At 64.3% G+C, this 26,370-nt stretch carries 27 protein-coding genes and 1 pseudogene; 15 read left to right on the forward strand and 13 right to left on the reverse strand.

All coding sequences use genetic code 11. The features are described 5' to 3' along the window. Together FXB38_RS44065 and FXB38_RS28270 are read right to left on the reverse strand one after the other, a co-directional pair. A pseudogene (locus tag FXB38_RS44065) lies at positions 1–180 on the reverse strand (IS110 family transposase); the annotation flags it as partial. A gap of 111 nt (positions 181–291) precedes the next feature. Continuing rightward, complete coding sequence (locus tag FXB38_RS28270) at positions 292–663, reverse strand: nuclear transport factor 2 family protein (RefSeq protein WP_148754210.1); 372 nt, start codon at positions 661–663, stop codon at positions 292–294. Positions 664–814: 151 nt separating this feature from the next. On the opposite strand from FXB38_RS28270, the gene guaA reads away from it, so the two are divergent. From guaA to FXB38_RS28305, 7 genes are all read left to right on the forward strand, one after another. Further along, on the forward strand, positions 815–2,413 hold the full coding sequence (gene guaA / locus FXB38_RS28275) for a glutamine-hydrolyzing GMP synthase (protein WP_187435203.1): 1,599 nt from the start codon (positions 815–817) through the stop codon (positions 2,411–2,413). A gap of 74 nt (positions 2,414–2,487) precedes the next feature. Further along, complete coding sequence (locus tag FXB38_RS28280; RefSeq protein WP_148754212.1) at positions 2,488–3,099, forward strand: HNH endonuclease; 612 nt, start codon at positions 2,488–2,490, stop codon at positions 3,097–3,099. Positions 3,100–3,185: 86 nt separating this feature from the next. Further along, the gene (locus FXB38_RS28285; protein WP_148754213.1) at positions 3,186–3,428 is read left to right on the forward strand and encodes a type II toxin-antitoxin system Phd/YefM family antitoxin; all 243 of its coding nucleotides are present in this window, start codon (positions 3,186–3,188) and stop codon (positions 3,426–3,428) included. Positions 3,429–3,431: 3 nt separating this feature from the next. Continuing rightward, the gene (locus tag FXB38_RS28290) at positions 3,432–3,869 is read left to right on the forward strand and encodes a type II toxin-antitoxin system VapC family toxin (protein WP_148754214.1); all 438 of its coding nucleotides are present in this window, start codon (positions 3,432–3,434) and stop codon (positions 3,867–3,869) included. A gap of 275 nt (positions 3,870–4,144) precedes the next feature. Next, on the forward strand, positions 4,145–4,477 hold the full coding sequence (locus FXB38_RS28295; RefSeq protein ID WP_148754215.1) for a hypothetical protein: 333 nt from the start codon (positions 4,145–4,147) through the stop codon (positions 4,475–4,477). Positions 4,478–4,645: 168 nt separating this feature from the next. Next, a complete protein-coding gene (locus tag FXB38_RS28300) occupies positions 4,646–4,888 on the forward strand; it encodes a hypothetical protein (protein WP_148754216.1) in 243 nt (80 codons plus the stop codon). A 203-nt stretch (positions 4,889–5,091) separates the two neighbouring features. Next, complete coding sequence (locus FXB38_RS28305; RefSeq protein WP_148754217.1) at positions 5,092–5,973, forward strand: AraC family transcriptional regulator; 882 nt, start codon at positions 5,092–5,094, stop codon at positions 5,971–5,973. 188 nt (positions 5,974–6,161) lie between these two features. On the opposite strand, the gene FXB38_RS28310 is transcribed toward FXB38_RS28305, so the two are convergent. Genes FXB38_RS28310 through FXB38_RS28315 form a run of 3 tightly spaced genes read right to left on the reverse strand, consistent with a single transcriptional unit; the run spans position 6,162 to position 8,200 of the window. Next, positions 6,162–6,833: an isoprenylcysteine carboxylmethyltransferase family protein gene (locus FXB38_RS28310; protein ID WP_187435201.1), complete on the reverse strand. Its 672-nt coding sequence runs from the start codon at positions 6,831–6,833 to the stop codon at positions 6,162–6,164. A gap of 31 nt (positions 6,834–6,864) precedes the next feature. Next, the gene (locus FXB38_RS45330; RefSeq protein ID WP_488226228.1) at positions 6,865–7,017 is read right to left on the reverse strand and encodes a GFA family protein; all 153 of its coding nucleotides are present in this window, start codon (positions 7,015–7,017) and stop codon (positions 6,865–6,867) included. 43 nt (positions 7,018–7,060) lie between these two features. Then, complete coding sequence (locus tag FXB38_RS28315) at positions 7,061–8,200, reverse strand: FAD-dependent oxidoreductase (protein ID WP_148754219.1); 1,140 nt, start codon at positions 8,198–8,200, stop codon at positions 7,061–7,063. A gap of 76 nt (positions 8,201–8,276) precedes the next feature. On the opposite strand from FXB38_RS28315, the gene FXB38_RS28320 reads away from it, so the two are divergent. From FXB38_RS28320 to FXB38_RS28330, 3 genes are all read left to right on the forward strand, one after another. Then, positions 8,277–8,993 carry a TetR/AcrR family transcriptional regulator gene (locus tag FXB38_RS28320; RefSeq protein WP_148754220.1) on the forward strand — a complete coding sequence of 239 codons (717 nt, stop codon included), beginning with the start codon at positions 8,277–8,279 and terminating at the stop codon, positions 8,991–8,993. 62 nt (positions 8,994–9,055) lie between these two features. Continuing rightward, on the forward strand, positions 9,056–9,718 hold the full coding sequence (locus FXB38_RS28325) for an SRPBCC family protein (protein WP_148754221.1): 663 nt from the start codon (positions 9,056–9,058) through the stop codon (positions 9,716–9,718). Then, entirely contained in the window at positions 9,718–10,080 is a 363-nt protein-coding gene (locus tag FXB38_RS28330; RefSeq protein ID WP_148754222.1) for an ArsR/SmtB family transcription factor, read from the forward strand. Before FXB38_RS28325 ends, FXB38_RS28330 begins: the two co-directional genes overlap by 1 nt. A gap of 36 nt (positions 10,081–10,116) precedes the next feature. Here FXB38_RS28330 and FXB38_RS28335 read toward each other — a convergent pair whose 3' ends face one another. Continuing rightward, positions 10,117–10,626 carry a peptide deformylase gene (locus FXB38_RS28335; RefSeq protein WP_148754223.1) on the reverse strand — a complete coding sequence of 170 codons (510 nt, stop codon included), beginning with the start codon at positions 10,624–10,626 and terminating at the stop codon, positions 10,117–10,119. Between the two features lie 77 nt (positions 10,627–10,703). Between FXB38_RS28335 and FXB38_RS28340 the strand changes: the two genes are divergently transcribed. After that, complete coding sequence (locus tag FXB38_RS28340) at positions 10,704–11,288, forward strand: TetR/AcrR family transcriptional regulator (protein WP_148754224.1); 585 nt, start codon at positions 10,704–10,706, stop codon at positions 11,286–11,288. Positions 11,289–11,414: 126 nt separating this feature from the next. Then, positions 11,415–11,993 carry a DUF308 domain-containing protein gene (locus FXB38_RS28345; RefSeq protein ID WP_148754225.1) on the forward strand — a complete coding sequence of 193 codons (579 nt, stop codon included), beginning with the start codon at positions 11,415–11,417 and terminating at the stop codon, positions 11,991–11,993. Positions 11,994–12,010: 17 nt separating this feature from the next. Here FXB38_RS28345 and FXB38_RS28350 read toward each other — a convergent pair whose 3' ends face one another. Next, entirely contained in the window at positions 12,011–12,472 is a 462-nt protein-coding gene (locus FXB38_RS28350) for a cupin domain-containing protein (RefSeq protein ID WP_148754226.1), read from the reverse strand. A gap of 159 nt (positions 12,473–12,631) precedes the next feature. On the opposite strand from FXB38_RS28350, the gene FXB38_RS28355 reads away from it, so the two are divergent. Together FXB38_RS28355 and FXB38_RS28360 are read left to right on the forward strand one after the other, a co-directional pair. Further along, on the forward strand, positions 12,632–15,991 hold the full coding sequence (locus FXB38_RS28355) for a DEAD/DEAH box helicase (protein ID WP_246230218.1): 3,360 nt from the start codon (positions 12,632–12,634) through the stop codon (positions 15,989–15,991). 274 nt (positions 15,992–16,265) lie between these two features. Beyond that, positions 16,266–17,492 carry an MFS transporter gene (locus FXB38_RS28360; RefSeq protein ID WP_148754227.1) on the forward strand — a complete coding sequence of 409 codons (1,227 nt, stop codon included), beginning with the start codon at positions 16,266–16,268 and terminating at the stop codon, positions 17,490–17,492. 18 nt (positions 17,493–17,510) lie between these two features. Here the strand turns inward: FXB38_RS28360 and FXB38_RS28365 are convergent, their stop codons facing one another. The 6 genes from FXB38_RS28365 to FXB38_RS28395 form a co-directional block, all read right to left on the reverse strand. Beyond that, entirely contained in the window at positions 17,511–17,897 is a 387-nt protein-coding gene (locus tag FXB38_RS28365) for an ester cyclase (protein ID WP_148754228.1), read from the reverse strand. A 60-nt stretch (positions 17,898–17,957) separates the two neighbouring features. Beyond that, positions 17,958–18,830, reverse strand: coding sequence for a helix-turn-helix domain-containing GNAT family N-acetyltransferase (locus tag FXB38_RS28370; protein WP_148754229.1), 873 nt, complete (start codon positions 18,828–18,830; stop codon positions 17,958–17,960). A gap of 158 nt (positions 18,831–18,988) precedes the next feature. Further along, positions 18,989–19,936: a hypothetical protein gene (locus tag FXB38_RS28380; protein ID WP_148754230.1), complete on the reverse strand. Its 948-nt coding sequence runs from the start codon at positions 19,934–19,936 to the stop codon at positions 18,989–18,991. A gap of 10 nt (positions 19,937–19,946) precedes the next feature. Then, positions 19,947–21,260 carry an HlyD family type I secretion periplasmic adaptor subunit gene (locus FXB38_RS28385; RefSeq protein ID WP_148754231.1) on the reverse strand — a complete coding sequence of 438 codons (1,314 nt, stop codon included), beginning with the start codon at positions 21,258–21,260 and terminating at the stop codon, positions 19,947–19,949. After that, positions 21,257–23,005: a type I secretion system permease/ATPase gene (locus FXB38_RS28390; RefSeq protein ID WP_148754232.1), complete on the reverse strand. Its 1,749-nt coding sequence runs from the start codon at positions 23,003–23,005 to the stop codon at positions 21,257–21,259. The genes FXB38_RS28385 and FXB38_RS28390 overlap by 4 nt, the downstream gene beginning before the upstream one ends. 124 nt (positions 23,006–23,129) lie before the next feature. Then, a complete protein-coding gene (locus tag FXB38_RS28395; protein ID WP_148754233.1) occupies positions 23,130–23,432 on the reverse strand; it encodes a hypothetical protein in 303 nt (100 codons plus the stop codon). Between the two features lie 1,174 nt (positions 23,433–24,606). On the opposite strand from FXB38_RS28395, the gene FXB38_RS28410 reads away from it, so the two are divergent. Continuing rightward, positions 24,607–26,271: an acetolactate synthase large subunit gene (locus FXB38_RS28410; RefSeq protein WP_148754234.1), complete on the forward strand. Its 1,665-nt coding sequence runs from the start codon at positions 24,607–24,609 to the stop codon at positions 26,269–26,271. The last annotated feature ends 99 nt before the right edge of the window (positions 26,272–26,370 follow it).

Here is a 26,370-nt window from a genome sequence, read left to right on the forward strand (position 1 = left end):
ACAGCTTCATCAAGCCGGCAATATCGCCGGCCGTGAGGCTATGCCTGGACATCTTCTCGCTTTGCCAGGCGAAAGCGAGGTTATCAGCCAATTCGAACGACTCAGTTCCAGCGACACAAAAATTGCGCCAAACTGCGTGCGGATAGCGGTCGGTCCGTCGGAAGGATGATCGAGCAACATCGTCGTCTCCAGGTTGGGTGGTTTTGCAACCTCAGTCTGGCCTCAGACCTGGTCGCTATCCACTCCCCATGGAATCTTCGCTGCGCTCGCAATGACGGGGAGGGAGCGACGTCAATCCGGTAGATGGTTCGCCGATCCCTGCACGATCAGCCCCGCATCATTCACCCGCAGGTATTCGCAGATCCGCTTGCCCCGCTCGTTCTCGTAGAACACCACCACGCTGTCAGGGCTGACGAACACGTCAATCAGTGAAAAGTGCAGGTCCGGCAGCAGCCCGAGCGCCTTGCCCCAATAGGCGCGCAACGCGTCCTTGCCGCGCACGGTGCCGCTGGCGCCGAATCCCATCGCGGGGATCCGGTCCGACGTCATCACGGCCGCGTCGTCGTAGAGCGTGAGCACGCGCTCGAGATCGCGCGTGTTCCAGGCCTCGACCCAGGTCCGGCCGAGCGCGGCTAGCGTTGATGGCTGATGGTGCTGTGACATGGCGTTTCTCCCTGATTGGCCCCGGTTTGGTGGAGGGGGGCAATTAGGTCAATAATACTTACCTATATCCATTTGTCCATGCCCAAAGAAGAATGTGGGCGCCCAGCCCCACGCGGTTGCGAGGAGGGGCGTGGTCGCGTATCTGCTTGCCATGACAGCAGCACAGAACGACCGCTCCGCGTCGACGCCCTCCGTGGCCTCGGCGCACGACAAGATTCTCATCGTCGACTTCGGCAGCCAGGTGACGCAGCTGATCGCGCGTCGCGTGCGCGAGGACGGCGTCTATTGCGAGATCGTCCCGTTCAACAAGGCCGAGCAGGCCTTTTTGGAGATGAAGCCGAAAGCGGTGATTCTCTCCGGCGGCCCGGAGTCGGTGCATGAGGCCGGCTCGCCCCGCGCGCCGCAAGCGATCTTCGCCTCCGGCGTGCCGGTGATGGGCATCTGCTACGGCCAGATGACCATGGCGGAGCAGCTCGGCGGCACCGTCGAGGGCGGCCATCACCGCGAATTCGGCCGCGCCGATGTCGAGGTCAAGGCGCCGAGCAAGCTGTTCGAGGACGTCTGGTCACCAGGCGGCAAGAACCAGGTCTGGATGAGCCATGGCGATCGCATCACAAAAATGCCGCCGGGCTTTTCCGTCGCCGGCACCTCGCCGAACGCGCCCTTCGCGATCATCCAGGACGAGACGCGCAAATATTACGGGCTGATGTTCCACCCCGAAGTGGTGCACACGCCCGACGGCGCCAAGCTGATCCGCAATTTCGTCCGCAAGATCGCCGGCCTCACCGGCGACTGGACCATGCGCGCCTTCCGCGAGGAGGAGATCGCAAAGATCCGCGCCCAGGTCGGCAAGGGCAAGGTGATCTGCGGCCTCTCCGGCGGCGTCGATTCAGCCGTCGCCGCCGTGCTGATCCACGAGGCCATCGGCGACCAGCTGACCTGCGTGTTCGTCGACCACGGCATGCTGCGCCTCGACGAAGCCAAGACCGTGGTCGATTTGTTCCGCCACCACTACAACATCCCGCTCGTGCACGTGGACGCCTCGAAGCAGTTTTTGGGCGAGCTCGAAGGCGTCACCGACCCCGAAACCAAGCGCAAGACCATCGGCCGCCTCTTCATCGAGGTGTTCGAGGCTGAGGCCAAGAAGATCGGCGGCGCGGACTTCCTGGCACAAGGCACGCTCTACCCTGATGTGATCGAGAGCGTCTCCTTCACCGGTGGTCCCTCGGTGACGATCAAGTCGCACCACAATGTCGGCGGTCTGCCCGAGCGCATGAACATGAAGCTCGTCGAGCCCCTGCGCGAGCTGTTCAAGGACGAGGTGCGCAAGTTAGGGCGCGAGCTTGGTCTTTCCGAAATCTTCGTCGGCCGCCACCCGTTCCCGGGCCCCGGCCTCGCCATCCGCTGCCCCGGCGACATCACAAGCGACAAGCTCGACATCCTGCGCAAGGCCGACGCCGTCTACATCGACCAGATCCGCAAGCACGGTCTCTACGATGACATCTGGCAGGCCTTCGCCGTGCTGCTCCCCGTCAAGACCGTCGGCGTCATGGGCGACGGCCGCACCTACGACTACGTCGTCGGCCTGCGCGCTGTCACCTCCACGGACGGCATGACCGCGGACTTCTACCAGTTCGACATGAAGTTTTTGGGCGAGACCGCCACGCGCATCATCAACGAGGTCAAGGGCGTGAACCGGGTGGTCTATGATGTGACCAGCAAGCCGCCGGGGACGATCGAGTGGGAGTAGGGGCGGCGTTTGCTGTCGCGTGATGGAGCTGCAATTCGAGATGCTCGCCAGTGCGCGCGCAGCGGAGTTGTGCCATGGCAAGACCACGATATGACGACGGCCTTCCGTCGAGGACTGAGATATTCGAGTTTTGGAAGGATCGTATTGCCGGATTGGTACGTTGGATTGATTGGGGCAAGCCCAGTTGTTGGGCTTGCAAATTTCACTACGGTCTCAAGTACGACATCAAACGATCCGACGCGAGTTGGGGTGAAATCCTCCGATGTTGGGATCGCATTCCCCTCCAACGTTGCCACATCGTAGGGCACTCACTTGGAGGCGGCGACGACGTCGCGAACCTGTTTTTGATGTGCCGCGAGTGCCACGATCGCATGCCGAATACGACCATTCCGGAGGTGTTTTTCGAGTGGGCGCGGGCTCAGAGCTGGAGCGCACGCGAGGATGCCAAGATCCGGGATGCGATGCAGACATTCGGAGTTGATGACACGACTATGCCTGATTTGGATCAGGTGCTGAATTCTGAGGATTTCAAGATTTGGTCCGGTGACAAGATCGGATTGCATTGGCCCCAATCAAGTTATCCATCCATTTCATCGCGCTTGACGCCGGCGACAATATTGGGACTTGCCATCTATTATCGCCGCACTTTTGGGAAGCGAACTCTGGAGAGACAATGCGGGCGCTAGCTGGAGAGCAGCAAGCGAACCGCATGAAACTCCCTTGAAATATAAATGCCGTTTTGATATGACTACTGTAGTCATATAGGTGTGCCATGCGAGAAATTCAGCTCCGTGATGCCAAAGCCAATCTCTCCGCAGTCGTCGACGAGGCGGTCGACGGCAAGCCGGCGGTGATCACGCGTCACGGCAAGAAGCAGGCGGTGGTCTTGAGCTACGAGGAGTGGCGACGTCTGTCGCAGGTTCCGAGCTTCGGACGCTTACTGATGGCAGCTCCCGTGAGGACAGGCGATCTGCCGGCGCGCAATCGTTCCAAGCTGCGCAAGACCGATTTCTGAGACGTGTACCTCGTCGATACCAACGTCATATCTGCTGTCTCACCGAATCGGCCAGCGTCGATGGCGCTGGTCGAATGGATCGATGCGCAATCCGCCTCTTTGTTCTTGTCCGTCGTGACGATTGCGGAAGTCGAGGATGGAATAGCCAAGCTACGCCGCGAGAAAGCCACGCGCAGGAGTAGGGACTTGACCCAGTGGCTTGACGCCGTACTGCACCTCTATGGTGATCGTATACTTGTATTCGACATGCAGACTGCGCGGCTCGCAGGCGAGCTGTCGGATCGGGCTCGCGGGCGGGGGCATGCGCCCGGATTTGCAGATATCATCATTGCTGCCACTGCACGCCAATACGCGCTGACAATCCTGTCGCGCAACGTCAGGCATTTCGAGCCGCTCGGCGTGCCTGTGCTCGATCCCTTTCGCCGGTTGCCCCCGTCCTGATCGTCACGCAGGTGAGTAGGATCGGTAGAGCGTAGCGAAACCCATCGCGACTACGAAGCGTGATTGATGGGTTTCCCTTTGCTCTACCCATCCTACAAAGTACTGATCGAGAAGCTCACGATCAAGAAGCTGCCGCACGGGCGGTTCGCATAGTCATCCGAGCGAAGCCCATTGCTGGACCAGTTCGAGCAACAGCTCGCCGACCTGGACGAGAACGCGGCCACACTTTATTTTCGGAAGTGGTTTTGGAGAGCGTGATCGAGAAGGAGGCCAACATGCCGATCATCCGTGTGTCCGTGATCCGCTGCGAGCCGCAGCACTTCGCCGAAATCAAGAAGATGATGGCGGACTCGCTTGCCGTGCTCGAACCGGGCATCCGCGCGATGCGCGGCCTCATCCACTTCTACGCGGGGGAAGATGAGGCGGTGAGCTCGCTGGTCAATGTCAGTCTGTGGCGCACCCTGGAGGATGCGAAGCAGCTCGACACATTCCAGCCGATGCTCGATCTCGGCAAGGCGTTCGTGGGCAAGGGCGCTACGTTCGAGCGCCCTGTCATGAATTACGCCTCGCAATGGGAGTTCGGGCCGGAGCGCTCGTCGCCCGATTGATCGCGGGGGTACGATCACAGTGCACTTGACCCCTGCGGCGTTGCTAGAGCGGCGAAATCTTGCAGCCCTTTACATATAGGCGCATGTAGTCACCATGACCCACATCAGCATCCGAGGTCTCCAGAAGATTTCCGGCGAAGCCATCGGCGGCTGCCGGGGCCGACACCCGTGAAATCGGGCGAGCGGACGGTGGGGCTGCTCATTCCCCTCAGGTCGGCCGATCCGGATCGCCTTGCTGCCGTGTTGAAACGGGCAACAGCGCTGGCCAAGGGCCGCGATGTGCGGGCGGACGACGTGGGGCTGGCGGCGTTCGGCGATGTCGATCCGGTCGATTGGTCGATCGCGGCCGTGAACGCCCTGACGGGCAAGCCCGGCAGGTCCCGTAACAATTCCCGCAAGTCGAAGCGGTGAGGCGGCCCTCGACGACGATCGTCATCGACGCGGTCATTTTGGTTGCCGCGGCTCGAGCGCGATCCTGAAGGCCGCCGGGTGTGCGATTCTGGTCACGACCGATCCGCGAGATCGTCGAGGACGCCGAGCAGCCCAAACCGCAAGATCGGTCGAGCGCATCGCGGCCATCGCGGCCTAACTCAAGCCGCCACGGAGGAGGGACGATGACGGCGGCACTGCGAAACTATCAGGCCCGGATGCGGCGGGTGCTGGATCATATCGACCGGCATCTCGACGCGGATCTGGATCTGGCCAGCTTAAGCGCTGTCGCGGCGTTCTCGAAATTTCATTTCCACCGGCAGTTCACGGCGACCTTCGGGCTGTCAGTGCATCGCTATGTCCAGCTGGCCCGTCTGAAGCGTGCATCGCATCAGCTGGCCTACAATGACGCCTTGGATGTCACCGAGATCGCGATGGATGCCGGTTACGATGCACCCGACGCCTTTGCCCGCGCCTTTCGGCAACGGTTCGGGCAGTCGCCGTCGTCGTTCCGGAAATCGCCGGACTGGGAGCCGTGGCTTGCGGCCTTCGGGCCTCTCGACAACGCCAGGAGCAAGCTCATGCAGAAGAACTTCAGCACTGACGACGTGACGATCCGCGATGTACGGCCCACCAGGGTGGCGATCATGGAGCATCGGGGCAGCCCTGAGAAACTCGGTGACACGATCCGGCGGTTTATCGCCTGGCGCAAGGCGGCCGGCCTGCATCCCAGCACAAGTCCGACCTTCACTGTCTGGCATTCCGAGGGGCGTCCGGTGCAGCATGACGAATATTGGATAGACCTTTGTGTCGGGACCGACCAGCCGATCGCGGCGAATGGCGAAGCGGTCAAGGACGGCGAGATTCCCGGCGGCCGCTGCGCGGTGCTGCGCGTCGTCGGTTACACCGATAATCTGGAGCCCGCCGCGCTCTTTCTCTATCGCGACTGGCTTCCGGCCAGCGGCGAGGAAGCCCGCGACTTCCCGATCTACTGTCAGCGGCTGAGACTTTTCCCGGAGGTGCAGGAGCATGAGACGGTCGCGGACGTGTTCTTGCCGCTGAAGTGATGCGCTGCCGTAAGGCGGATTAGCCCGCGGCCGCGCGAAGCGCGGTCCGCCGGCGTAATCCGCCATCTCTCATCACGTCGCGCTGATGGATGGCGGATTACGCTGCCGCTAATCCGCCCTACGGGTTCTGAGCTGCGCTCGACGACGGCGCCCCGTCCATGCAGCGCGATAGTCGCCGGCTTCGACACCTACCAGAACATCGGCACCAATCGGTAGCCCACGCGGTCGCAGTATTCGTCGTAGCCGGCTAGATGAGCCAGCAGGAGCGCCTCCTCGCGCATCAGTCGCCACACGAGAACCGGGACCAGCAGTGCGACTGGGAGAAGCCCAAACCACGAGCCCAGTGCCAGAGGTATCCCCGCAACCATGACCAGCGCACCCGAGTACATCGGGTGGCGTACGATCGCATAGGGACCAGTGACGATCACCTGCTGGCCCTCTGCGATCTCGATGGTTCCGGCAGTGAACGTGTTCTCCCGGAAGGTGAGGAAAACAATCAGGAAGCCGATAGCGATCATCCCCGCACCAGCCAGCGAAACGGCGAGGCTCACGTGTGACCAGCCGAAGCGCATGTCGAGCCCCGGTACGGCAAAGGTCGCCAGGAATACGAGTCCTGCCAGTGCCTGGACGACACCCTGGATCGGATCGGGCTCCGAACCCGGTCCCGCCTTCACGCGCCGTTCCAGCAGCGCCTTGTCGTGAAACCACAGCCAGACGGTGATCGCCGCAGCGCATCCGAAAAACACAGCCAAGGTCATCCAGGCGCGCCCGAAGTGCAGTGTCCCCGCCGAGCCGAAAAGCACGACGGCGATGGTCGCGAAAAGGAAGATGAGTCCAGCAAAGGCACGCACGAGCAGCATCCTGCTATGGTCGTGCTTTGGACCGCAGAATTCAAGATCGGGACCGCAACACGGCCGGTGCATCCGGCAGCGCTTCGATCTTGCCTGCGCCCTTCCGGCGGTCGTCGCAATAGCAGACGGCGCTGACGATCGGATGACCGAACGCTCTGACTTCAACAGCCCCGCAGGCGCATGCTGCAGTCATGACGGGAGCAGGGGGGCATGTTGGCAATCACCATGAGGATGGATCATTCCGGCATCCTCTCGCGCATCCCGGTGAAGAAGTCCACCAGGCCGAACGGCGCGCGTTCGCCGAGGCAGAGCTCCAGGATTTCATGCGCGCTGACGGCGGCCGACTGGCTGCGCGGGAACAGCGCGGCTTCGTAAGTCGCCAACGCCGCTTCGATGTCGCCGGGGTGTGCAGCGATGGCCTTGCCAAGTTCCGCGCCGTCGAGCATCGCGAGGTTCGCGCCGTCGCCGGCCGGCGGCATCAAATGCGCGGCATCGCCGAGCAGCGTCACTCCACGCCCGCGCGCCCAGCGATGGTCGTTGGGAAGTGTGTGGAGCATGCGCAGCACCGGCGGCGTGTCGGCGTCGGTGATCAGTGCCGTGAGCGCCGGCGCCCAGCCGGCGAATTCGGCTGCGATGCGCGCCGTCGCAGTGGCGACATCGGTGAAGTCGATCGCGGTAAACCATTCGGCGGGACGGTTCAGCGCGATGTAGGCATGAAGCGCGCTGTCCGGCTCGCGGTGCGCGAAGATGCCCTTGCCAGGAGCGTGCGCGAACAGCGCGCCGCCGCCGACCGCCTCAGCCGCAGCACGATGCCGTGCGTCCGCATCGTGCAGATAAGTTTCGATGAAGGACGTGCCGGCATAGTTGGGCGTCGCGTCCGACAGCAGCGGCCGCACCTTCGACCACGCACCGTCGGCGCCGACGAGGAGCTCGGTGCTGACGCCAAAACCGTCGGCGAATGTCAGCTCATGCCGCCCGCTGCCGCGTGCAACGACGCTCGCTAGCTTCTTGTCCCATCGGATTGTCTCCGGGGGCAGGGAGTCCAGAAGGATGCGCCTCAGCGCGCCCCGGCGCACCTCGGGCCGCCCGCCCGTGCCGTCGTCCGGCTCGTCGAGCAGCACCTTGCCGTGCTGGTCGAGCACACGCGAGGCCTGGCCGCCCTCGTGGATGAGTGCGCGGAATTGCTCGAACAGGCCAGCCGCCTTCAGCGCGAGCTGCCCGCTGTCGTCGTGGATGTCGAGCATCCCGCCTTGCGTCCGCGCCATCGCCGATACCTCGGCCTCGTAGACGGTGACGGGAATGCCATGCAGGTGAAGCACGCGGGCGAGGATGAGGCCGCCGAGGCCTGCACCGACAATCGTGACCGGAGGCGCCATCGGGTCCTTTACCAAAGTCAATGGAACGTCGTTCCATAGTATTGGAACGTCGTTCCAGTCCTGTCAAGATGACGACATGGCGAAGAAGACTCACCGGATTGAACGGCGCACCGATGCGCTCTCGCGGGAGCGGATCGTCGCGGCCGCGATCGAGATCCTCGACAGCGGCGGCGAGGGTGCGCTGACCGTCCGCGCGCTCGCGGCGCATCTGGCAACCGGCAGCGGGGCGATCTACTGGCACGTTGCCGACAAGGGCGAGCTGCTTGCGGCCGCGACCGACGAGGTCATCGCCCGTGTGATGTCCGAGGTAGCCGGTGGCACTAAGCCTCGCGAGGCGATCCGCGCGGTGGCACTCGGCCTGTTCGACGCGATCGATGTCCACCCCTGGGTCGGTACGCAGCTCTTTCGCGAGCCGTGGCGGCCCGCGATGCTGGAGATCATCGAGAGCGTCGGCGGACGGCTCCAGGCGCTCGGTGTGCCCCATGCCGCGCAATTCGATTCCGCATCGGCGCTGGTGCACTACATCCTCGGCGTCGCCGGACAGAACGCCGCGAACGCCCGCGTTCATGCCCCCGATACGGATAGATCGGCTTTCCTCACCTCCGTCGCAGCGCAGTGGGATGCGCTCGACCCCGCGAAATATCCATTCGTGCGACAGATGGCGACGCAGTTGCGCGACCACGATGATCGCGCGCAGTTCCTGGCCGGCATTGATTTGATCCTGGCGGGGATCGGCACGGTCCGGTCGGGCGGCGCCGACGAGCCGCCCGACGCTGCACCAATATCTATATAAGACTTGACTTATATTAGTGTAGATCGATATTCATCCGTGCGCACCGATAAGGGAGGATCGTGATGGAGATCGACGTCGCCAGGGTCTTGGGACTCGTTACGCGTTCGGTGACGAATTTCGAGAAGGACGGGAAGGCGGCCAGTGCGGTGACACTGACGCGGCTTTACGACACGAGCGTTGACGATCTCTGGGACGCCGTGACCAGTAGGGAGCGCATTCTGCGCTGGTTCTTGCCGGTCGAGGGAGACCTCCGGCTCGGCGGAAAATACCAGCTCAAGGGCAATGCGGGCGGCACTGTCACGGCGTGCACGCCGCCGACCCATTTTGCGGCGACGTGGGAGTTCGGCGGCGCGGTGGGCTGGATCGACGTCACGTTGACCGCAGAACGAAGTCAGGCGCGTTTGACGCTGGAGCACACCGCGATCATCGAGGATCATTGGAATCGGTTTGGTCCAGGTGCGGTCGGGATCGGTTGGGACCTCGCCATTGCAGGACTTGAGCGATATCTTGCGACCGGGGCATCGGTCGACCATGAGACGGCCGAGGCGTGGATGGGCTCTTCCGCGGGCAAGGAATTCATGACGATTTCAGGCGAATATTGGCGCGTAGCGCACGTCGCAAGCGGGGTCGATCCCGACACGGCGAAGCAGCGCTCGGACCGCACCATCGCCTTCTATCGTGGCGAGATGCCGCCTGACATCGCACATCCGGGCACAGGAAGCTGATGCACATCTTCGAGGTTCTCGCCGATCCCGTGCGCCGCCGTATTCTCGAACTGCTGGCGCCCGGCGAAATGGCGTCCGGCGAGGTCGTCGAGGCGATCGGGGCCGAGTACGGGATCACGCAGGCGGCCGTGTCGCAGCATCTCAAGGTGCTACGCGAGAGCGGCTTTGCAACGGTTCGGGCGGAGGCGCAAAGACGGCTCTACTCGGTCGACCCTGCGGGGCTTCGGGCGGTGGATTCGTGGATCGGCCAGTTCCGGAATTTCTGGGAGCCGAGGCTCGATGCGCTGGCAACCGAGATCGCGCGCGGCAAACGCGAGCGTCGCAACGCGCCAATGACCAGGCGGGGCGGGAAGAGGGCCTGAGGTCGCGGAGCGGATTACACCTTCGGCTAACCCGCCCTAAGGGGCCGATGACCCTCGTGACATCTTCTCGACCTTCCTTACCAGCCGCTCGCGCTTCAGCCGCGACAACCGCTGGATCCAGAACAGGCCATCGAGTTGATCGATCTCGTGCTGATGGCAGACGGCGCGCAAGCCATCCGACTCCTCGCTCTGCGTGGTGCCGTCGAGATCTTGATAGCTGATCCGCACGCGGGCGTGGCGCTGGACCTCGTCGTTGATGCCGGGCATCGAGACGCTGCCTTCGCGGTGCATGATCATCTCGGGTGAGGCCCATTCGATGTGTGGATTGACGTAGGTCTGCGGGCCCGTCTTGGCGTCGAGCTCGAGCACGACGACGCGCAAGGACACGCCGATATGCGGCGCCGTGATGCCGATGCCGGGCGCGGCGCGCATCGTCTCCAGCAGATCAGCTGCGAGCTCGCGCAAGCCGTCGTCGAAGGCGGTGACGGGGCGGGCGGGCATGGCGAGCCGGCGGTCGGGATAGCGCACGATCGGGCGAATGGTCATTGAAGGCTCCTACCACTCACGGGGGAGTGAAGCATCTCGTTCTTGACGCCCTACCAACTGGAAGGTAGTCATTCTCCATGATCAACGTTTCCTCGACCGCCGAAGACATTCTGGCCAGCGCCCGCGCGCTGATCATCGCGGGCGGCTACAACGGCTTCAGCTATGCCGACGTCGCCGAAATCGTCGGCATCCGCAAGCCGAGCATCCACCATCATTTCGCCAGCAAGGTCGACCTGGTTCGCACCCTGGTGTCGCGCTATCGCGAAGAGGCCGCGGCGGGGCTGGCGGCGCTCGAGCGCAACATCCCTGATACGCGCGAGCAGCTCAGAAATTATGTCGGATATTGGGAAGCGTGCATCACTGACGCGACGGCGCCCTTCTGCGTCTGTGCGCTGCTGGCCAGCGAGCTTCCAATCCTGCCGGAGGAGGTGGCGCTCGAAGTCCGCTCGCATTTCCGTTTCCTGGCGTCCTGGCTGGCATCGGTGATGGAGCGCGGCAAGCGGAAGGGGCAGCTCAAGCTCTCCGGAACGGCACGGGTCGAGGCTGAAGGATTCATGGCGACCATTCACGGCGCGATGCTGTCGGCGCGCGCCTATGGCGATCCCAAGATGTTCGGCGTGATCACCGCTCCGCTGCTGGATCGGCTGTCCACGAAACACTGAGAGACATCGGCAAGACGATATCGGCAAGACGGTATCAGCAAGACGACAACGGCACCCGCAGGCATGGGGTGAAGGCATCTTGCTGCGCGCGGAGACTACCAACTAGTAGGTAAAGGACTGAAAGCAATGACTCATCATCAAATGGATCTCGTTCGTGCCGACCGCGAGCAATGGCTCAAGCAATACTACTTCCTCCGCGCGGCATTCTCCGTCGCCTGGGTCGTTGCCGCGTTTGCCGTCGCGCCGTCGTCCCCGGCAATCGCCGGCGCCTTGCTCGTGCTCTATCCGGCATGGGACGCGGCCGCCAATTTCGTCGACGCCTTGCGCAGCGGCGGGCTCACGCAAAACCGCACGCAGGTTCTCAACGTTGTGGTCAGCCTCGCGACCACCATCGCGGTCATCGTCGCCTTGCGAACGGGCATGAACTGGGTGCTCGGCGTCTTCGGTGCCTGGGCGATCCTGTCCGGCTTGCTCCAGCTGGGAACCGCGATCCGGCGCTGGAAAAGTTTTGGCGCGCAATGGGCCATGGTACTCAGCGGCGGTCAGTCGGCGCTCGCCGGCGGCTTCTTCATCGCACAGGCCTTGACGCCCGCGGTGCCGTCGATCGCGAATGTCGCGGGCTATGCCGGGGTCGGCGCGCTCTACTTCTTCGTCTCGGCCGCATGGCTCGCCGCCAGCGACTGGCGCCGGCGCGCCGTGACGTAGCGCTGCGTCGCTTCCGGTCACGCGTCCGGATAGGGCGTGCCGTCCTTGTGCACGAACCTCCCGTCCGAATTTGCGCTCATCATGTCGATGTCCGAGCAGGTCGTGAGGTCGTCGGGCGAGCGCGAGCCGATCTCGAGATAGACGGCCACCGCGTCCGACCGGTTGATCATGTGATGGCCGTTGCCGCTGCCCTTCGGGAAGGCGGCGCAATCGCCTGCGCGCAGTACGGTTTCGCCGTCGTCCTCGATCAGCACCACCTCGCCTTCGAGCACGTAGACGAATTCGTCCTCGTGCGAATGCCAGTGCCGCTGGCTCGACCAGTTGCCCGGCGGCAGACGCATCAGATTGACGCCGAAATCGGAAAGGCCTCCGGCATTGCCGAGCCGCTTGCGGACGCGATCGGCGCAAGGAGCGTTGAAGGGCGCGGGATAGCCCGAACCCTTGCGGACTGGCAGGGCGGCAATGTCGATTTTTGGCATGGACATATTCCGTTCATTCGCAGTCGAGGCGAAGGCACATCTTGTTGGCTTGGAGCATCGACGTCTGGACCACGAACCGCTATTTTCCTGGAACGGGCGTGGCAGCGCGCCAGCATCGGCGGCGCGTTCGAACACTATAACGCTCTGGTCGAAACGGCTATGCTGCTGCCGATAATCTGGGTCGTGGAATCGCTGCAAGTGCTCTCGGACGTTCTCAAGCGAAAAGAAATCTATAGTTATTTCAACCGCTCGGCGATGGAGAAGGCGCACGCCTATCAGGCGCAGGGTCGCGTTTCGGCGGTCGGCGTCAGCGACGACCTGACCCACATCAGTTCCCGGGTGCTAGGCAGCGCGTCCTCGAATTATCGCGTTGACATCCAGCTGGAGTTCGACAACGGCAGGCTCACCGACATCGACGGCGATTGCAGTTGTCCGATGGCCCTCAACTGCAAGCATGTCGCGGCGACCCTGCTTGAAGCGCTGAGCGACAGGCAGCCGTCGACGCTGCCGCCGGTGCCACCCCCGCAGGCAGCAAAGCCTGCCAAGACGGAAGCGCCGTCGGCTCCGCCGGTCCTTGGTGTCGAGGTCAACAACTGGATCGACACTGTCGGCCGCGCGGCGCGGAGCGGCGATCATGCTGCGGACGAGAGCCAGCGATTGCTGTATTGCCTGCAGCCGTCGGACGACCCGATGCCTTACCTCGCGATAACCCTGCGATCGGTCCGGCTCCGCAAGGGCGGAGATTTTGCCGACAACTACACCAGTCCCAGCCTGTACGAATTCAAGCCGGAACGGGCGCCGAAATACTTCCGTGATGTCGACGTCGACATCGTGACGGAGGCGAACGGCCGCATCCGCAAGTCCTACACCCAAGGGCCGTGTCCGGAAGAGCTGTTGCACCGGATTGTCGCGACCGGCCGCGCATTCTGGCTTGACCACAAGCGGGCGCCGCTGAGCTGGGGCGAAGCGCGCGAGGGCCGGATCGAATGGCGCCCGGCGACCAGAGGCGTTGCACCGAACCTCGTCGTGTCGGGGGCGGTCGCGCTTAATGCCGAACCGCCGGTCTATGTCGACGAAGCCAGCGGTGTGATCGGGCCCGTACAGCTCGGCCTGCCGCCTCGGCTAGCCTGCCAGTTCCTGGCTGCACCCTCCATTCCGCGGGCGCAACTCGAAGAGGTGTCGCGCCGCCTGAGCCAGAGGCTGCCCGAGCTTCACCACGGTCTGCTGCCGGTGCCGCCGGCGGCTGCGGTGCTCGTCGACGAGGATCCGCGCCCCGTGCTGCGGCTGAAGCCGGGACATGTCGGTGCAAGCTATTACTACTATCGCAACAAGAACGAACAGTCGGGTCCCGCCGGCGTGGCCAGCCTCGGCTTCCGCTACGGCGGGTTCGACATCGATCCGAGCCAGCGAGCGAGCCGGCTGGAGCTGTTCCAAGGCGGGCAGGTCTATGCGATCGCGCGCCGCCAGGCGAAGGAAAAGCAGGCACGCAAGCGCCTCGCCGACGCCGGTCTCACCGAAGCGAGGTCGGCGCTTCCGATCCTCGACTACCGCCATGCCACGGACCTTACGCTGCGCGACCAGCGCGGCTGGTTCGATTTTCTTGCGCTGCACGCCGGGCAATTGCGGTCGGAGGGGTTCGAGATCCTGACCGACGACGATTTTCCGTTCCGGATGGCGGAGTCGTCGGGCGATTTCGATGCGGTGCTGGAGTCCAGCGGCATCGACTGGTTCGAACTGTCGCTCGGCATCGAGATCGAAGGCGAGCGGCGCGATCTCGCGCCGCTCCTGGCCGCGCTGGTTTCGACGCCCGGCTTCAGCCCCGAATCGCTGACGGCACTCGCGGACAAGGGCGAACGTTTCCTGCTGCCTCTCGCCGACGGCCGGCACGTCGCGCTGGCTGCGGATCGCTTCCTGCCGCTCGTGCTGGCGCTGCATGGCCTGCACATGAGTGGCGCTTTCGAGGACGCCTCCAGGAGCATCAGGCTGTCGCGCGCGGACGTCGTTCCGCTGCTCGGCGTCGAGAACGAGCGCTTCGCCTTTGGTGGAGCCGACAGTCTTCGCCGCCTCGCAGGCCTGCTCCAGGCGCGCGGCTTGACCGCGCCGGAACTGCCGCCGACCTTTCGCGCCACGCTTCGGCCCTATCAGGCGCAGGGTGTGGCATGGCTCGATCTGCTCCGCGAGAGCGGGCTGGGCGGAATCCTTGCCGACGACATGGGTCTGGGCAAGACCGTCCAGATCCTGGCCCTGATCGCGCTGGAGAAAGCGCGAGGTCATCTCGCCAATCCCGTGCTGGTCGTCGCGCCGACCAGCCTGATGACGAATTGGTCCGCCGAAGCGCAGAAATTTGCGCCGGAGCTGAAGGTCCTCGTCCTGCACGGGGCAGATCGCAAGCACAAGTTTCCCGCCATCGCCGAGCACGATCTGGTCCTGACCACCTATCCGCTGATCGCGCGGGATCGCGAAATTCTGCTGGCGCGGGAGTGGCATATGGCCGTGCTGGACGAGGCGCAGACGGTGAAGAATCCGGATGCCGCCACTACGCGATTTCTGCGCGAGACCAAGGCGCAGCATCGCTTCTGTCTCACGGGCACGCCGATGGAAAATCATCTCGGCGAACTCTGGTCGATCATGAGCTTCGTCAACCCCGGCTATCTCGGCGACAAGGCGGCCTTTTCGCGCCAGTGGCGCACGCCGATCGAAAAGCGCGCCGACAAGCCGCGGACCGCGGCATTGGCGCGGCGCGTCAAGCCCTTCCTGTTGCGACGGACCAAGACGGAGGTGGCGACCGAGCTGCCGGCCAAGAGCGAAATGGTGGAGACCATCACGCTGGAAGGACCGCAGCGCGATCTCTACGATTCGATAAGGCTCGCGATGTCGCGCAAGGTTCGCGAGGCCATCGCAAAGCGCGGCCTTGCCAAGAGCCACATCGTGGTGCTCGAAGCCCTGCTTCGGATGCGGCAGGCCTGTTGCGATCCGGCGTTGCTGAAACTGGACGACGGCGTCGAACGGCCATCGGCCAAGCTCGATCGTCTGATCGACATGGTGGGCGAGCTGCTGAGCGAGGGGCGCAAGATCATCATCTTCTCGCAATTCACCTCGATGCTCGATCTGGTCCGGAAGCGCCTTGACACGGGAGGCCTGCGCTACAGCATCCTCACCGGTCAAACCAAGGACCGAAAGACGGCGATTGAATCCTTTCAGCAAGGCGCGGCCGAAATCTTCCTGGTCAGCCTGAAGGCAGGCGGTGTCGGCCTCAATCTGACGGCCGCCGATACCGTCATCATTTTCGATCCCTGGTGGAATCCCGCTGTCGAGGAACAGGCGATCGATCGGGCCTATCGCATCGGGCAGGACAAGGCCGTCTTCGTTTACAGGCTGGTGGCCACCGGGACGATCGAGGAAAAGATGGACGAGCTCAAATCCAGAAAGCGCGCGCTCGCCGACGGCCTGTTCGACCGTGACGGCGGGATCGCGGCGGCCCTCACGGAGAGCGATGTGAATGCATTGTTCGACGCCTAGCCAGGCGCAGCAGACGCTCGGCGATGATGCGATCGAGTTCCACGGAATATGACATATTGCCGGTGTTTTGCCCGACGTGTCAAATTGCGGGTTTGCATCGTCGGCCGCCGGTAAGTCATTGATCCCGCAATGGCCGGCTACTGTGCATGGGGTTGTTTTCGGCATTTTGTTTTGGCGACACATCATGTGCCGGGCATAATTTAATCGCGCCGCCCTGTCTGCTTTCGCCAGTTCCATTCGTCTTCCACCCAGACAGACCTGACGGGAGACAAAGATGACTGCTTCCTCTTATCGCTGGGTGATCGTCGCCGCCGGCGGCCTGCTCGGCTGCGTCGCGATCGGCGGCATGTTTTCGCTGCCGGTGTTCCTGCAGCCGATCGCCAGGGACACCGGCTGGTCGGTGACCGGCATCTCCAGTGCGATGACGATCGGCTTCCTCGCGATGGCCTTCACCAGCATGGCGTGGGGCACGGTGACTGATAGGTTCGGGCCGCTGCCGGTGGTGCTGACGGGATCGATCGTGCTGGCGCTGAGCCTGTTCGCCGCGAGCCACGCGACCTCGCTGATCGTGTTCCAGTTCGTGTTCGGCCTCCTGGTCGGCGCCTCCTGCGCCGCGATCTTCGCGCCGATGATGGCGACCGTCGCCGGCTGGTTCGACACCCATCGCGGCCTCGCGGTCTCGCTGGTGTCGGCCGGCATGGGAGTGGCGCCGATGACGATGGCGCCGCTCGCCGCCTGGCTGGTTTCCCATCATGACTGGCGCACCGCGATGCAGATCGTGGCGCTGGTCGTCGCTGCCATCATGATCCCGGTCGCGCTCCTGGTCCGCCGTCCGCCAGCGCTCGCGCATCCGCCGGTCGCGGTGGCCGGCCAAGGCGGCCCGCAATCCGAGATGACCGTGGGCGAAGCGTTGCGCTCGCCGCAATTCCTGATCCTGCTCGCCACCAATTTCTTCTGCTGCGCCACCCATTCCGGCCCGATCATCCATACCGTCAGCTATGCCGTGAGCTGCGGCATTCCGCTGATCTCGGCGGTGACGATCTACAGTGTCGAGGGGCTGGCCGGCCTCGGCGGCCGCATCGCCTTCGGCCTGATGGGCGATCGGCTCGGCGCCAAGCGCGTGCTGGTCTCGGGCCTGCTCGCGCAAGCCTTCGGCGCGCTCGGCTATGTCTTCGCCCATGAGCTCACGACCTTCTACGCGGTCGCGACGGTGTTCGGCTTCATCTATGCCGGCACCATGCCGCTCTATGCGGTGATCGTCCGCGAAAACTTTCCGCTCAGGATGATGGGCACCGTGATCGGCGGCACGGCGATGGCCGGCAGCCTCGGCATGGCGACCGGCCCGCTCGCCGGCGGCCTGATCTATGATGCGTTCTCCAGCTATGCCTGGCTCTATATCGGCTCCTGGGCGATGGGCCTCGGCGCCTTCCTGATGGCGATGACGTTCCGGCCGTTCCCCAAGCCGCAAGCCGAGCCGGCGCCGGCACCGGTGGCGGCATGACGAGAATGAGGCGCAGCCTCAGAGCTGCGCCTCAATCGCCGCCTTGTCGATGATCGACCACACCTGCCGGATCTTTCCGTCGCGAAATTCGTAGAACACGTTTTCGCAGAAGGACACGCGCCGGCCGTTCACGGCCAGCCCAAGAAATGTCCCGACCGGCGTGCACTCGAATTTGAGCCGGGCAGCGACGTGGGGCGGCTCGGAGATCACCATCTCGATGTTGAAGCGCAGATCCGGAATCTCGCGAAAATCCTGCTCCAGCATCGCGCGGTAGCCCGCGAGCCCGAGCGGCCGCGCATTGTGGGCGACCTCGTCGTGCACGAACCGGCCGAGCGCGGGCCAATCCTGCCGATTCAGGCAAGCGATGTAGTTGCGATAGATGTCAGCAAGCTCGACTCCGGTCACGGTGATACTCCTGCGGCCCCGAGCCTAACTAACGCGGGAGCAGGGGAATCGACGCGCCGCTCACAGGCGTTTTTCGAAGAACAGATCCGGATACGGGTCATCGTTGAAACGCGGGATCTCGCGCCAGCCGGTGGTGCGGTAGAGCCGGCCGGCTTCCGGCAGCGCGCTGTTGGTGTCGAGCCGCAGCAGCGCGATGGCGAGCCTGCGCGCGGCATCCTCGGCGGCATCCATCAGGCGCTTGCCGAGGCCCAATCCGCGCGCCGAGGGCGCGACCCACAGCCGCTTGATTTCGGCATAGCCATGATCCGTTCCCTTCAGGCCGACGCAGCCGATCGGCAGCGTGTCCGACATCGCGACGATGAAGCTGCCGCGCGGCCGGCGCATGTCCTTGGCATCAGGGTCGCGCGACAGCGAGACGTCGAAGCCCTGCTTGAAGCGCCGGCCGAGCTCGGCGTAATATTCGCCAAGACAATAGCGCGCCTCGTCGCTGCGCGGATCCATTTCGGCGAGCGCGATGCGATCGCGCGTCAGCGCGGAGGCGACCAGATCCATCGCCGCGAGCAGCGCCTCGGCTTGCACATTCCGGGCGAGAAAGCTTTCGGCCTGCGTGTTCGACAGCGCCTCATAGGCCGCGAATTCGCGCTTGCCGGCGCGGGTCAGGCTGGCGACGCGACGGCGCGCATCGTCCTCATGCGCTTGCGTCTCGATCAGGCCTTCGTCTTCCAGGTTGCGCAACAGCCGGCTCATCAGCCCGGAATCGAGGCCGAGATAGTCGCGGACCTCGCCGACGTCCGAGCGTCCCTGTCCGATCGCATTGAGCACGCGCGCCGCGCCCAGCGGCCGGCCGCGCCCGAGGAATGAATTATCGAGCGCGCCGACGGCGGAGGTCACGGCACGGTTGAAGCGGCGGACGCGGGAGACGGGATCGAGCATTATCTGACTTTAGTCAGATATAAATCTGCCGTCAATCGCCGCGGGGATCGATCATCGAGAAACGGTCGGTACCTCGCCTTCATCCGCGATCCCAGCAACGGCTTCGTCTCGATGACGCCGCCGCTCAAGCGCGGCACGGAGCTGTCGCTGAAGGTCGCTTAGAAGTGATGCACGCCGAGCGCCGAGAACGCGCCGTCGTGCAGATCGTGGCTATCAGTCGGTTGGCCGAGAAAGCCAAGATGCAGCGTCACCGGCGGCAGCGTTGCCATCGGCACCGCGCCGGCGGTGTCGATGCCGCCGATATCGACGTGCGTCGCCGCGCTGTCATGAGGCGACGCCAGCGGTGTGCTGATGATATCCGTGACCAGCGCGCTGAACAAATCGGGGGAGGACGCCTCATGCCCGTCACCTCCGACGGAATGCAGCAGGCCGCCGACGAGGCCGGTGACGCTGTCAGTGAGCTGTCCGATTGTTCCGGTTACCGTGGATGTCAGCTGCGACACCGTCGTGCTCAGGCTGTCGAGCGTGTGCGAGACGGCGGACAGCGAGGTGTCGACAAAGTTCGTGATCGTGCTGCCGAGATCGTGCAGCGATGGTGGCGGATCGATCGACGCGGACGTCGCGGCATCGGCGTGAGTGGGGCCGCCGACGGCTACTGCCGCATGATCGGACGCGACGGGAGCGTGGCTGTCAATCGGGGCGGTCGCGCTGACCGAGCTGTCCGTCATGGCAACGACGCCGGTATTTCCGTCGGCATGCGAGACGCCGCCACCGGTCCCATCCATATGAAGCGTCGTCGAGGTCTCGTTCGTCGGCGGCACGCTCACATCGGAATGCTGATCGCCTGAGACTGGCTGGTGATCGCCCGGCGTTACTTCGGCCGGAGCCGGATCAGCGGCATGCGCCGGATCAGAGGCATGCGACGGCGTGGGTGGCACGTCGGACGGCAGCGGCTGCGCATCGTTGCCACCATGATATCCGGCGGCCTCGGCATCCTTCAGGAAGGCGATCAGCGCGGTCATGAACGCAATCGTCTCTTCCGTCGTGATGTGGCGGGCGATCTCGGCTTTTTCGGCGCGGCGGTTGTTCTGCTCGGATGCAGCCATTGGCTCCTCCTCAGCGTTCGAAGGCGCGGGTCAGCTCGTCGCGCAGCGGACCAAACAGATATTCGAATAGCGTGCGCGGCCGCGTCGGCACGATCACCTCGGCCGGCATGCCCGACTGCAATTCGATGCGCGACTTCTTGACGTCCTCCGGCTCAAGAGAGACCTCGACCGCGTAATAGCCGGGGCCGCCGGCCTTGTCGTTGGTGACGCGGTCGGCCGAGACCGTTCGCACGGTGCCGTAAAGGCGGGGACGCTCAACATAGTTGACGCCGGTCAGCCGGATCTCGGCGCGGCGGCCGACGGTGACGTCGTTGATGTCGGACAGCTTGAGTTGCGCATCGACGATCAGCGGATTGTCCGACGGCACGATGTCCATGAGCTTTGCACCGGGCTGGATCACGCCGCCTTCGGTGAACACGTCGAGCCCCACCACTGATCCGGTCGCGGGAGCCCTGATCTGTGTGTGCGTCACGACATCCGTCGCAGCGTCAACTTTCGGGGCGAGCTCCGCGAGCTTGTTCTCGGTGGAGCGGAGCTGGTCGGTGATCTCGCTCATCCGGGCGCGCTCGGCCTTGGCGATCTCTGCCTCATTCTGCGAAATCTGCTGCTGCATGCCGGCGATATTGGCGCGCTGCGCGCCGATATCGGCCTGGAGCTTGGCGTCCTCGCGCTGCAGCGCCAGGATCCGCGTCTTCGGCGTATAGCCCTGTTCGTACAGACGCTGCGCTCCGTTCATCTCGTCGGCCAGGAGCTCGCGCTGCTTTTCAGTGCCGGTGAGCTGTGCCTGCGTGCCGCCGATCTGCGCATTCAGCTCGGCGATCTTGCCCTTGAGCACGGATGTCTCCGCCTCGAACTGGTGTTTTCGCGCGGCCATCATCGCGGTCTCGTTCGCGATCGCCTGGCGCAAAGCGGGCTTCGCGTCCTTCGGATCGATGCCAAAGTCCATGGCATGGTCGTCGCGCTCGGCCATCAGTCGCGCCTCCGCCGCGCGGGCGGCGTCGCGATCGGCAACCAGCACGTCGAGCTTGGCGCGCGGATCGCTGTCGTCGAGCACCAGCAGAAGCTGTCCTTTTTCGACATGGGCGCCATCGCGCGCCAGAAGCTGGCGGACGACGCCGCCATAGGGATGCTGCACGCTCTGGCGCCGACCCTCAACCTGGAGGTTGCCGCTGGCGATCGCGGCCCCCGAGATCGGGGCGAGCGTGCCCCACAGCGTCATGGCTGACGCGAACGCACCGACCACGATGGCGCCAACCAGTGCGGGCCGTCCCGGCCGCGCATAATAAGCGCGCTCGCGATCGGCGACATAGGTTGCGGTGCTCATGACGCGGCCGCCCGTGCGGCGGCCTGCTGCTGCAAGGCCTGATAGACCTCGCCGGGAGGGCCGAGCATGTCGAGCATGCCGTTGCGGATCACCATCATGACGTCGACGATGTCGAGGATCGTGGTGCGGTGGGTGATGACGATGACGGCGGCGCCGTCGGCCTTGGCCTTGAGCAACGCGGCCTTCAGCGCCTCCTCGCCGGGTGCGTCGAGATTGGCGTTGGGCTCGTCAAGCACGAGCAGCGGCGGGCGGCCGAGCAGAGCGCGCGCCAAACCAAGCCGCTGGCGTTGTCCACCCGACAGGCCGACGCCGCCGCCGCCGAGCCGTGTGTCGTATTGCCGGGGCAGATCGAGCACCATGTCGTGGATGCCGGCGCGGATGGCGGCATCGATGATCTCGTCGGTCGAGGCATCGCCGAAGCGCGCGATGTTCTCGCGCACGGTGCCGGCGAACAGCCCGACATCCTGCGGGAGGTAGCCGACATGACGGCCGAATTCGACGGGGTCCCAGTGATTGTAGTCGAGGCCGCCGAAGCGCAAGCGGCCAGCGGCGGGCGACATGGCGCCGACCAGCAGGCGTGCCAACGTGCTCTTGCCCGAACCGCTGGGCCCGACGATGCCGAGCGCCTGGCCGCCGGCGAGCTCGAAGGACAGGCCTTTCAGCACCGGCTCGGGCCGCGACGGCAATTCGCAGACGAGCTCGCGCACCTCGACGGTATTGCGCTGCTTCGGCACGATGGTCTGCGGCACGGTCAGGTCGACGGTCGCCAGCAGGTTGCGCACCTCTGTGTGGGAATCGCGTGCGCCGATGAACTGCTTCCAGGTGCCGACCGCCTGTTCGACCGGAACCAGCGCACGGCCCATGACGATGCTGGCGGCGAAAATCGTTGCAGGCGTGATGGCGTGGTCGATCCCGAGCCACGCGCCGGTGCCGAGCATCAGGGATTGCAGTAGCAGGCGGAAGAAGCGGATCGACGACGTCATCACCATCACCGCGTTCTTGTCGCTGGCGATTGCCTGCTGCACCAGCATCGCCGAGCGCTGGGTCTGCCAGTTGCGCTCGACCGCCGGCTGCATGCCCATGGCGCGGATCACGTCGGCATGGCGCAGGACATTCTCGGTGAATACGTAGGACTGGTTGCCGGAGGACTCGGCCTGCTTCATCGGCGAGCGGGTCAGCACTTCGTTCACGCCTGCAAGTCCGAGCAGCAGCAGCGCGCCGATGGTCGCGACGAGGCCGAGCAGGGGGTGGATGAAGAACAGCAGCAGCAGATAGATCGGAATCCAGGGCAGGTCGAACGCGAAATAGATTCCGGGCCCTGTGACAAAAGTTCGGAATTGATCGAGATCGCGCAAATGCTGCGCGCCGCGCGAAGCGCCGCGCTCGGCCGACCGCACCACCAGCGCTTCGAACACGCGCGTCGACAGCTCCATGTCGAGCCGGATGCCGCAGCGGATCAGGATCCAGGCGCGCACCGCGTCGAGCCCGGCCATGGTCAGGAGCGCGATGGCGAGGATGAGGGTGAGAAGGACGAGGGTGGAGATGTTTTCGTTGAGCAGGACGCGATTATAGACCTGCATCAGATAGAGCGGCGAGGACAGATAGAGCAGGTTGATCGCGCTTGAGAACAGTCCGGCCCACAGGAAATGCGGCCAGAGTTTCAGCAGCGCTTCGCGGACGTCGTCGCCGCGCCGATACGGCGGCTCTGCCGCCTCGTCTGCGACCGTCGAAAGGGCTGCCGCCATCTGGATATCCTTAATGTGTCGAAATGTGTCGAACGATTCTGCGCCGGGACGCTGGCGGGCTCACGCATGGCGTGACGTGGGGCGGATCGCCCCACGTCACCTGTCGTCATCAGCGAACTAGGACTCAGACCAGACCGTGGAGGAGACCACCAACGTCGAGATGGCCGACATCCGCACTAAGGCCGACGGCGGTCGGCGCGGAGATCGAGGCGTCGATGCCACCGGTTCCTGCAAGGCCCGACGTGGAGACGTCGATGCTCGGGTTGGTTTCGATCAGCGCTCCCACATCGAGCGTGTGAGACAGATCGACCGAGCCGCTGGCGCCGGCCGTTGCACTTCCACCTGCATTGGCGCTGCCCGACAGCGCACCTGTTGCTGTTCCAAGCAGGCCGTCGACCGTGCCGAGCAGGTTTCCGAGAAGAGCCATGTGTACTCCTTTGGGTTGGCAGTTGAGATCGCGACAGAAAAGTCGCTGCCCAAGAAGTCGCCCCGACGCCGAAGGTTGCGGACTCACATGCGGCCATTTGGTGCTGATTTGTTGGGCGAGGAACTTCGGGTGCGGGAAGGGCAGTGCGGTTGACTCGGTTGGACGAAGATTCTTTGCGATGATGCGCAGCCCGGATGGAGCGCGGCGAAATCCGGGACCGCTGCATCCGCCGGCGAAAACCCCGGATGACGTTGCGCTCCATTCGGGATACGAGAGCTTGCGTTGCCCGACGGGCAAAACACCCAAACCCTCGGTCAATCCGCACCGTCAAAAATATGCCACTTTACCGAAATTCGGAAACGGCGTATGTGTCGTGCAACCCGGCCCAAGGAAGAGGGGCGTATCGCGATCGTCACGAACGCGGGTCGGATGGCGGTGGACGTGGGTCACGTCGGCGCGAAGGGTTTTGCAGGGCGGGCAACCGTGAGCGAAGGCCTCGCGCATACGACCGGTGTGATCCGCGTACGGCAAAATCGTGTGGTCCTGGCGCCCGGAGCCTGTGCGTCAAGGTTTGCGGTGATGCGTTGTGTCCAACCGGGCCCTCACATCAGTCATCCGCAAGGCGACGGGGGCAATAGTGCATCGCTCCCCGGGGAGAGCACGACATAAGCCGTAAAGCCACTGCGCAGGGAAGGCCGGATGTTTGGCTTCACCTGTATGCCGCTGTGCAGATTCTTGTAGCGCAATTATCGCACAGTGGACCGCGGGTGCCAGCCGGCACCCGGTCTTCCCTGCGCCCTCTTTCAATTGAGGGCAAGGCGCCGAAGCAAAGCTCGGGTGAAACAAGCCGCGAGGCTGCGAAGCTGTGTTTATCGTTGCACAAAGGTCTCGTGCCCCGGACGCTGCGCAGCATGAAGTGATGCGGTGCAGAGCCGGGGCCCATGCATCAGCGAGTACGCGGCCCGCTGGGTCCCGGCTCTGCGCAGCAGCGTAAGAACGCTGCAGCGCGTCCGGGACACGAGGGGGCGAATGTCGTCTCTCCATACGCCATCATTGCGCTCGCAATAACGGTGTTGATGGAGCTATGCGCCTCTTTGTGAGTTGTGCCCGCGGCGCCAGCCGCTACCATGCGCCCGCTCCCGGAACATGGGAGCCGGCAACAAGCGGAGGCGACATGAGCGAGCAGGAACGCAAAGCGAAGGGATCGGACCTGTTCGTCGCGGCGCTTGAGAACGAAGGCGTCGATCGCATTTTTGGCGTGCCCGGCGAGGAAAACCTCGACCTCGTCGAATCGCTGCGGACCTCCAGGATCGAGCTGGTCCTGACCCGCCACGAGCAGGCGGCCGCCTTCATGGCAGCGACCCACGGCCGGTTGACAGGCAAGCCCGGCGTCTGCCTCTCCACGCTTGGCCCGGGCGCCCTCAATCTGTCGACCGGCGCGGCTTACGCACATCTCGGCGCGATGCCGATGATCCTCATCACGGGGCAGAAGCCGATCATGAGTAGCCGGCAGGCGCGCTTCCAGATCGTGGACGTGGTCGCGACCATGAAGCCGCTGACCAAGCTCTCGCGGCAGATCATCAGCGCCTCCTCGATTCCGACCGTGGTGCGCGACGCCTTCCGGATGGCGACGGAGGAGCGGCCGGGTCCGGTGCATCTGGAGCTGCCCGAAGACATCGCGGGCGATGAGGTGCCGGCCGTCCCCGTGATCCCGATCCATCCGATCGAGATTCCCGTTGCGCACCGCGCCGCGCTCGACCGAGCCGCCGGGATGATTTTGGCCGCGAAGCGCCCGCTGGTGATGATGGGCGCGGCGACCAGCCGGCCGCGCTCGACCCACGGCATCGCGAGCTTCGTGCGCCGGACCGGCATTCCGTTCTTCACCACGCAGATGGGCAAGGGCACCGTTCCCGGCGGCACCAATCTCTACATGGGCACCGCGGCGCTGTCCGAGCGCGATTATGTCCACGACGCCATCGACGCCGCCGACCTGATCGTGGCGATCGGCCATGATCCGATCGAGAAGCCGCCCTTCATCATGGGGCCGTCGGGGCCGAAGGTAATTCACGTCAGCTACACCTCGGCGAGTGTCGAGCTGGTCTATTTTCCTGACGCCGAGGTCGTTGGCGATGTCGGCCCGAGCCTGGAGCTTCTGGCTGACCGGCTCGAAGGCAAGCTGCCGCAGGCGGCGGCGCTGTTGCCGTTGCGCGAAGAGATACTCAACCACATCGCCGACCGCGCCACCGAGGCGCGCTGGCCGCCGACGCCGCAGCGCATCGTGCACGACATCCGCCAGGTCATCCCGGAGAACGGCATCGTCGCGCTCGACAACGGCATGTACAAGATCTGGTTCGCGCGCAACTACCGCACCCGCGTCGCCAACACGTTGCTGCTCGACAATGCGCTGGCAACGATGGGCGCCGGCCTGCCGTCGGCGATGATGGCTGCGATGCTCTATCCCGATCGCCGCGTGCTCGCGGTCGCCGGCGACGGCGGCTTCATGATGAACAGCCAGGAGATGGAGACCGCCGTCCGGCTCAAGCTCAACCTCGTCGTGCTGGTGCTGGAGGACCACGCCTACGGCATGATCCGCTGGAAGCAGGCCGTCGATCACTTTGCCGATTATGGCATGACCTTCGGCAATCCCGACTTTGCCATGTACGCCAAGGCTTACGGCGCCAAGGGCCACCGCATCGCAAGCATCGACAGCTTTGGCCCGACGCTGGATGCTGCCTTCAAGGAAGGCGGCGTACACTTGATCTCGATCCCGATCGATTATTCGGAGAACGTGCGGGTGCTCGTCGACGAGCTGCGGGCCCATGAGAAATCGAAGGCCTGATGTGATGGGGCGAAGCTATTTCCACATGGTCATTGCGAGCGCAGCGAAGCAATCCAGAGTCCCTCCGTGGAAAGATTCCGGATTGCGTCGCTGCGCTCG

It is taken from the genome of Bradyrhizobium cytisi, from assembly GCF_008123515.1.
GTDB classification, from domain to species: Bacteria; Pseudomonadota; Alphaproteobacteria; order Rhizobiales; family Xanthobacteraceae; genus Bradyrhizobium; species Bradyrhizobium cytisi.

Excerpts from the sequence above, each read along its gene's own strand:
- FXB38_RS28270 (WP_148754210.1), bottom strand. The coding sequence starts at position 663 with ATGTCACAGCACCATCAGCCATCAACGCTAGCCGCGCTCGGCCGGACC.
- guaA (WP_187435203.1), top strand. The coding sequence starts at position 815 with ATGACAGCAGCACAGAACGACCGCTCCGCGTCGACGCCCTCCGTGGCC.
- FXB38_RS28280 (WP_148754212.1), top strand. The coding sequence starts at position 2,488 with ATGGCAAGACCACGATATGACGACGGCCTTCCGTCGAGGACTGAGATA.
- FXB38_RS28285 (WP_148754213.1), top strand. The coding sequence starts at position 3,186 with ATGCGAGAAATTCAGCTCCGTGATGCCAAAGCCAATCTCTCCGCAGTC.
- FXB38_RS28295 (WP_148754215.1), top strand. The coding sequence starts at position 4,145 with ATGCCGATCATCCGTGTGTCCGTGATCCGCTGCGAGCCGCAGCACTTC.
- FXB38_RS28305 (WP_148754217.1), top strand. The coding sequence starts at position 5,092 with ATGACGGCGGCACTGCGAAACTATCAGGCCCGGATGCGGCGGGTGCTG.
- FXB38_RS28310 (WP_187435201.1), bottom strand. The coding sequence starts at position 6,833 with ATGCTGCTCGTGCGTGCCTTTGCTGGACTCATCTTCCTTTTCGCGACC.
- FXB38_RS45330 (WP_488226228.1), bottom strand. The coding sequence starts at position 7,017 with ATGACTGCAGCATGCGCCTGCGGGGCTGTTGAAGTCAGAGCGTTCGGT.
- FXB38_RS28315 (WP_148754219.1), bottom strand. The coding sequence starts at position 8,200 with ATGGCGCCTCCGGTCACGATTGTCGGTGCAGGCCTCGGCGGCCTCATC.
- FXB38_RS28320 (WP_148754220.1), top strand. The coding sequence starts at position 8,277 with ATGGCGAAGAAGACTCACCGGATTGAACGGCGCACCGATGCGCTCTCG.
- FXB38_RS28325 (WP_148754221.1), top strand. The coding sequence starts at position 9,056 with ATGGAGATCGACGTCGCCAGGGTCTTGGGACTCGTTACGCGTTCGGTG.
- FXB38_RS28330 (WP_148754222.1), top strand. The coding sequence starts at position 9,718 with ATGCACATCTTCGAGGTTCTCGCCGATCCCGTGCGCCGCCGTATTCTC.
- FXB38_RS28335 (WP_148754223.1), bottom strand. The coding sequence starts at position 10,626 with ATGACCATTCGCCCGATCGTGCGCTATCCCGACCGCCGGCTCGCCATG.
- FXB38_RS28340 (WP_148754224.1), top strand. The coding sequence starts at position 10,704 with ATGATCAACGTTTCCTCGACCGCCGAAGACATTCTGGCCAGCGCCCGC.
- FXB38_RS28345 (WP_148754225.1), top strand. The coding sequence starts at position 11,415 with ATGACTCATCATCAAATGGATCTCGTTCGTGCCGACCGCGAGCAATGG.
- FXB38_RS28350 (WP_148754226.1), bottom strand. The coding sequence starts at position 12,472 with ATGCCAAAAATCGACATTGCCGCCCTGCCAGTCCGCAAGGGTTCGGGC.
- FXB38_RS28355 (WP_246230218.1), top strand. The coding sequence starts at position 12,632 with ATGCTGCTGCCGATAATCTGGGTCGTGGAATCGCTGCAAGTGCTCTCG.
- FXB38_RS28360 (WP_148754227.1), top strand. The coding sequence starts at position 16,266 with ATGACTGCTTCCTCTTATCGCTGGGTGATCGTCGCCGCCGGCGGCCTG.
- FXB38_RS28370 (WP_148754229.1), bottom strand. The coding sequence starts at position 18,830 with ATGCTCGATCCCGTCTCCCGCGTCCGCCGCTTCAACCGTGCCGTGACC.
- FXB38_RS28380 (WP_148754230.1), bottom strand. The coding sequence starts at position 19,936 with ATGGCTGCATCCGAGCAGAACAACCGCCGCGCCGAAAAAGCCGAGATC.
- FXB38_RS28385 (WP_148754231.1), bottom strand. The coding sequence starts at position 21,260 with ATGAGCACCGCAACCTATGTCGCCGATCGCGAGCGCGCTTATTATGCG.
- FXB38_RS28390 (WP_148754232.1), bottom strand. The coding sequence starts at position 23,005 with ATGGCGGCAGCCCTTTCGACGGTCGCAGACGAGGCGGCAGAGCCGCCG.
- FXB38_RS28395 (WP_148754233.1), bottom strand. The coding sequence starts at position 23,432 with ATGGCTCTTCTCGGAAACCTGCTCGGCACGGTCGACGGCCTGCTTGGA.
- FXB38_RS28410 (WP_148754234.1), top strand. The coding sequence starts at position 24,607 with ATGAGCGAGCAGGAACGCAAAGCGAAGGGATCGGACCTGTTCGTCGCG.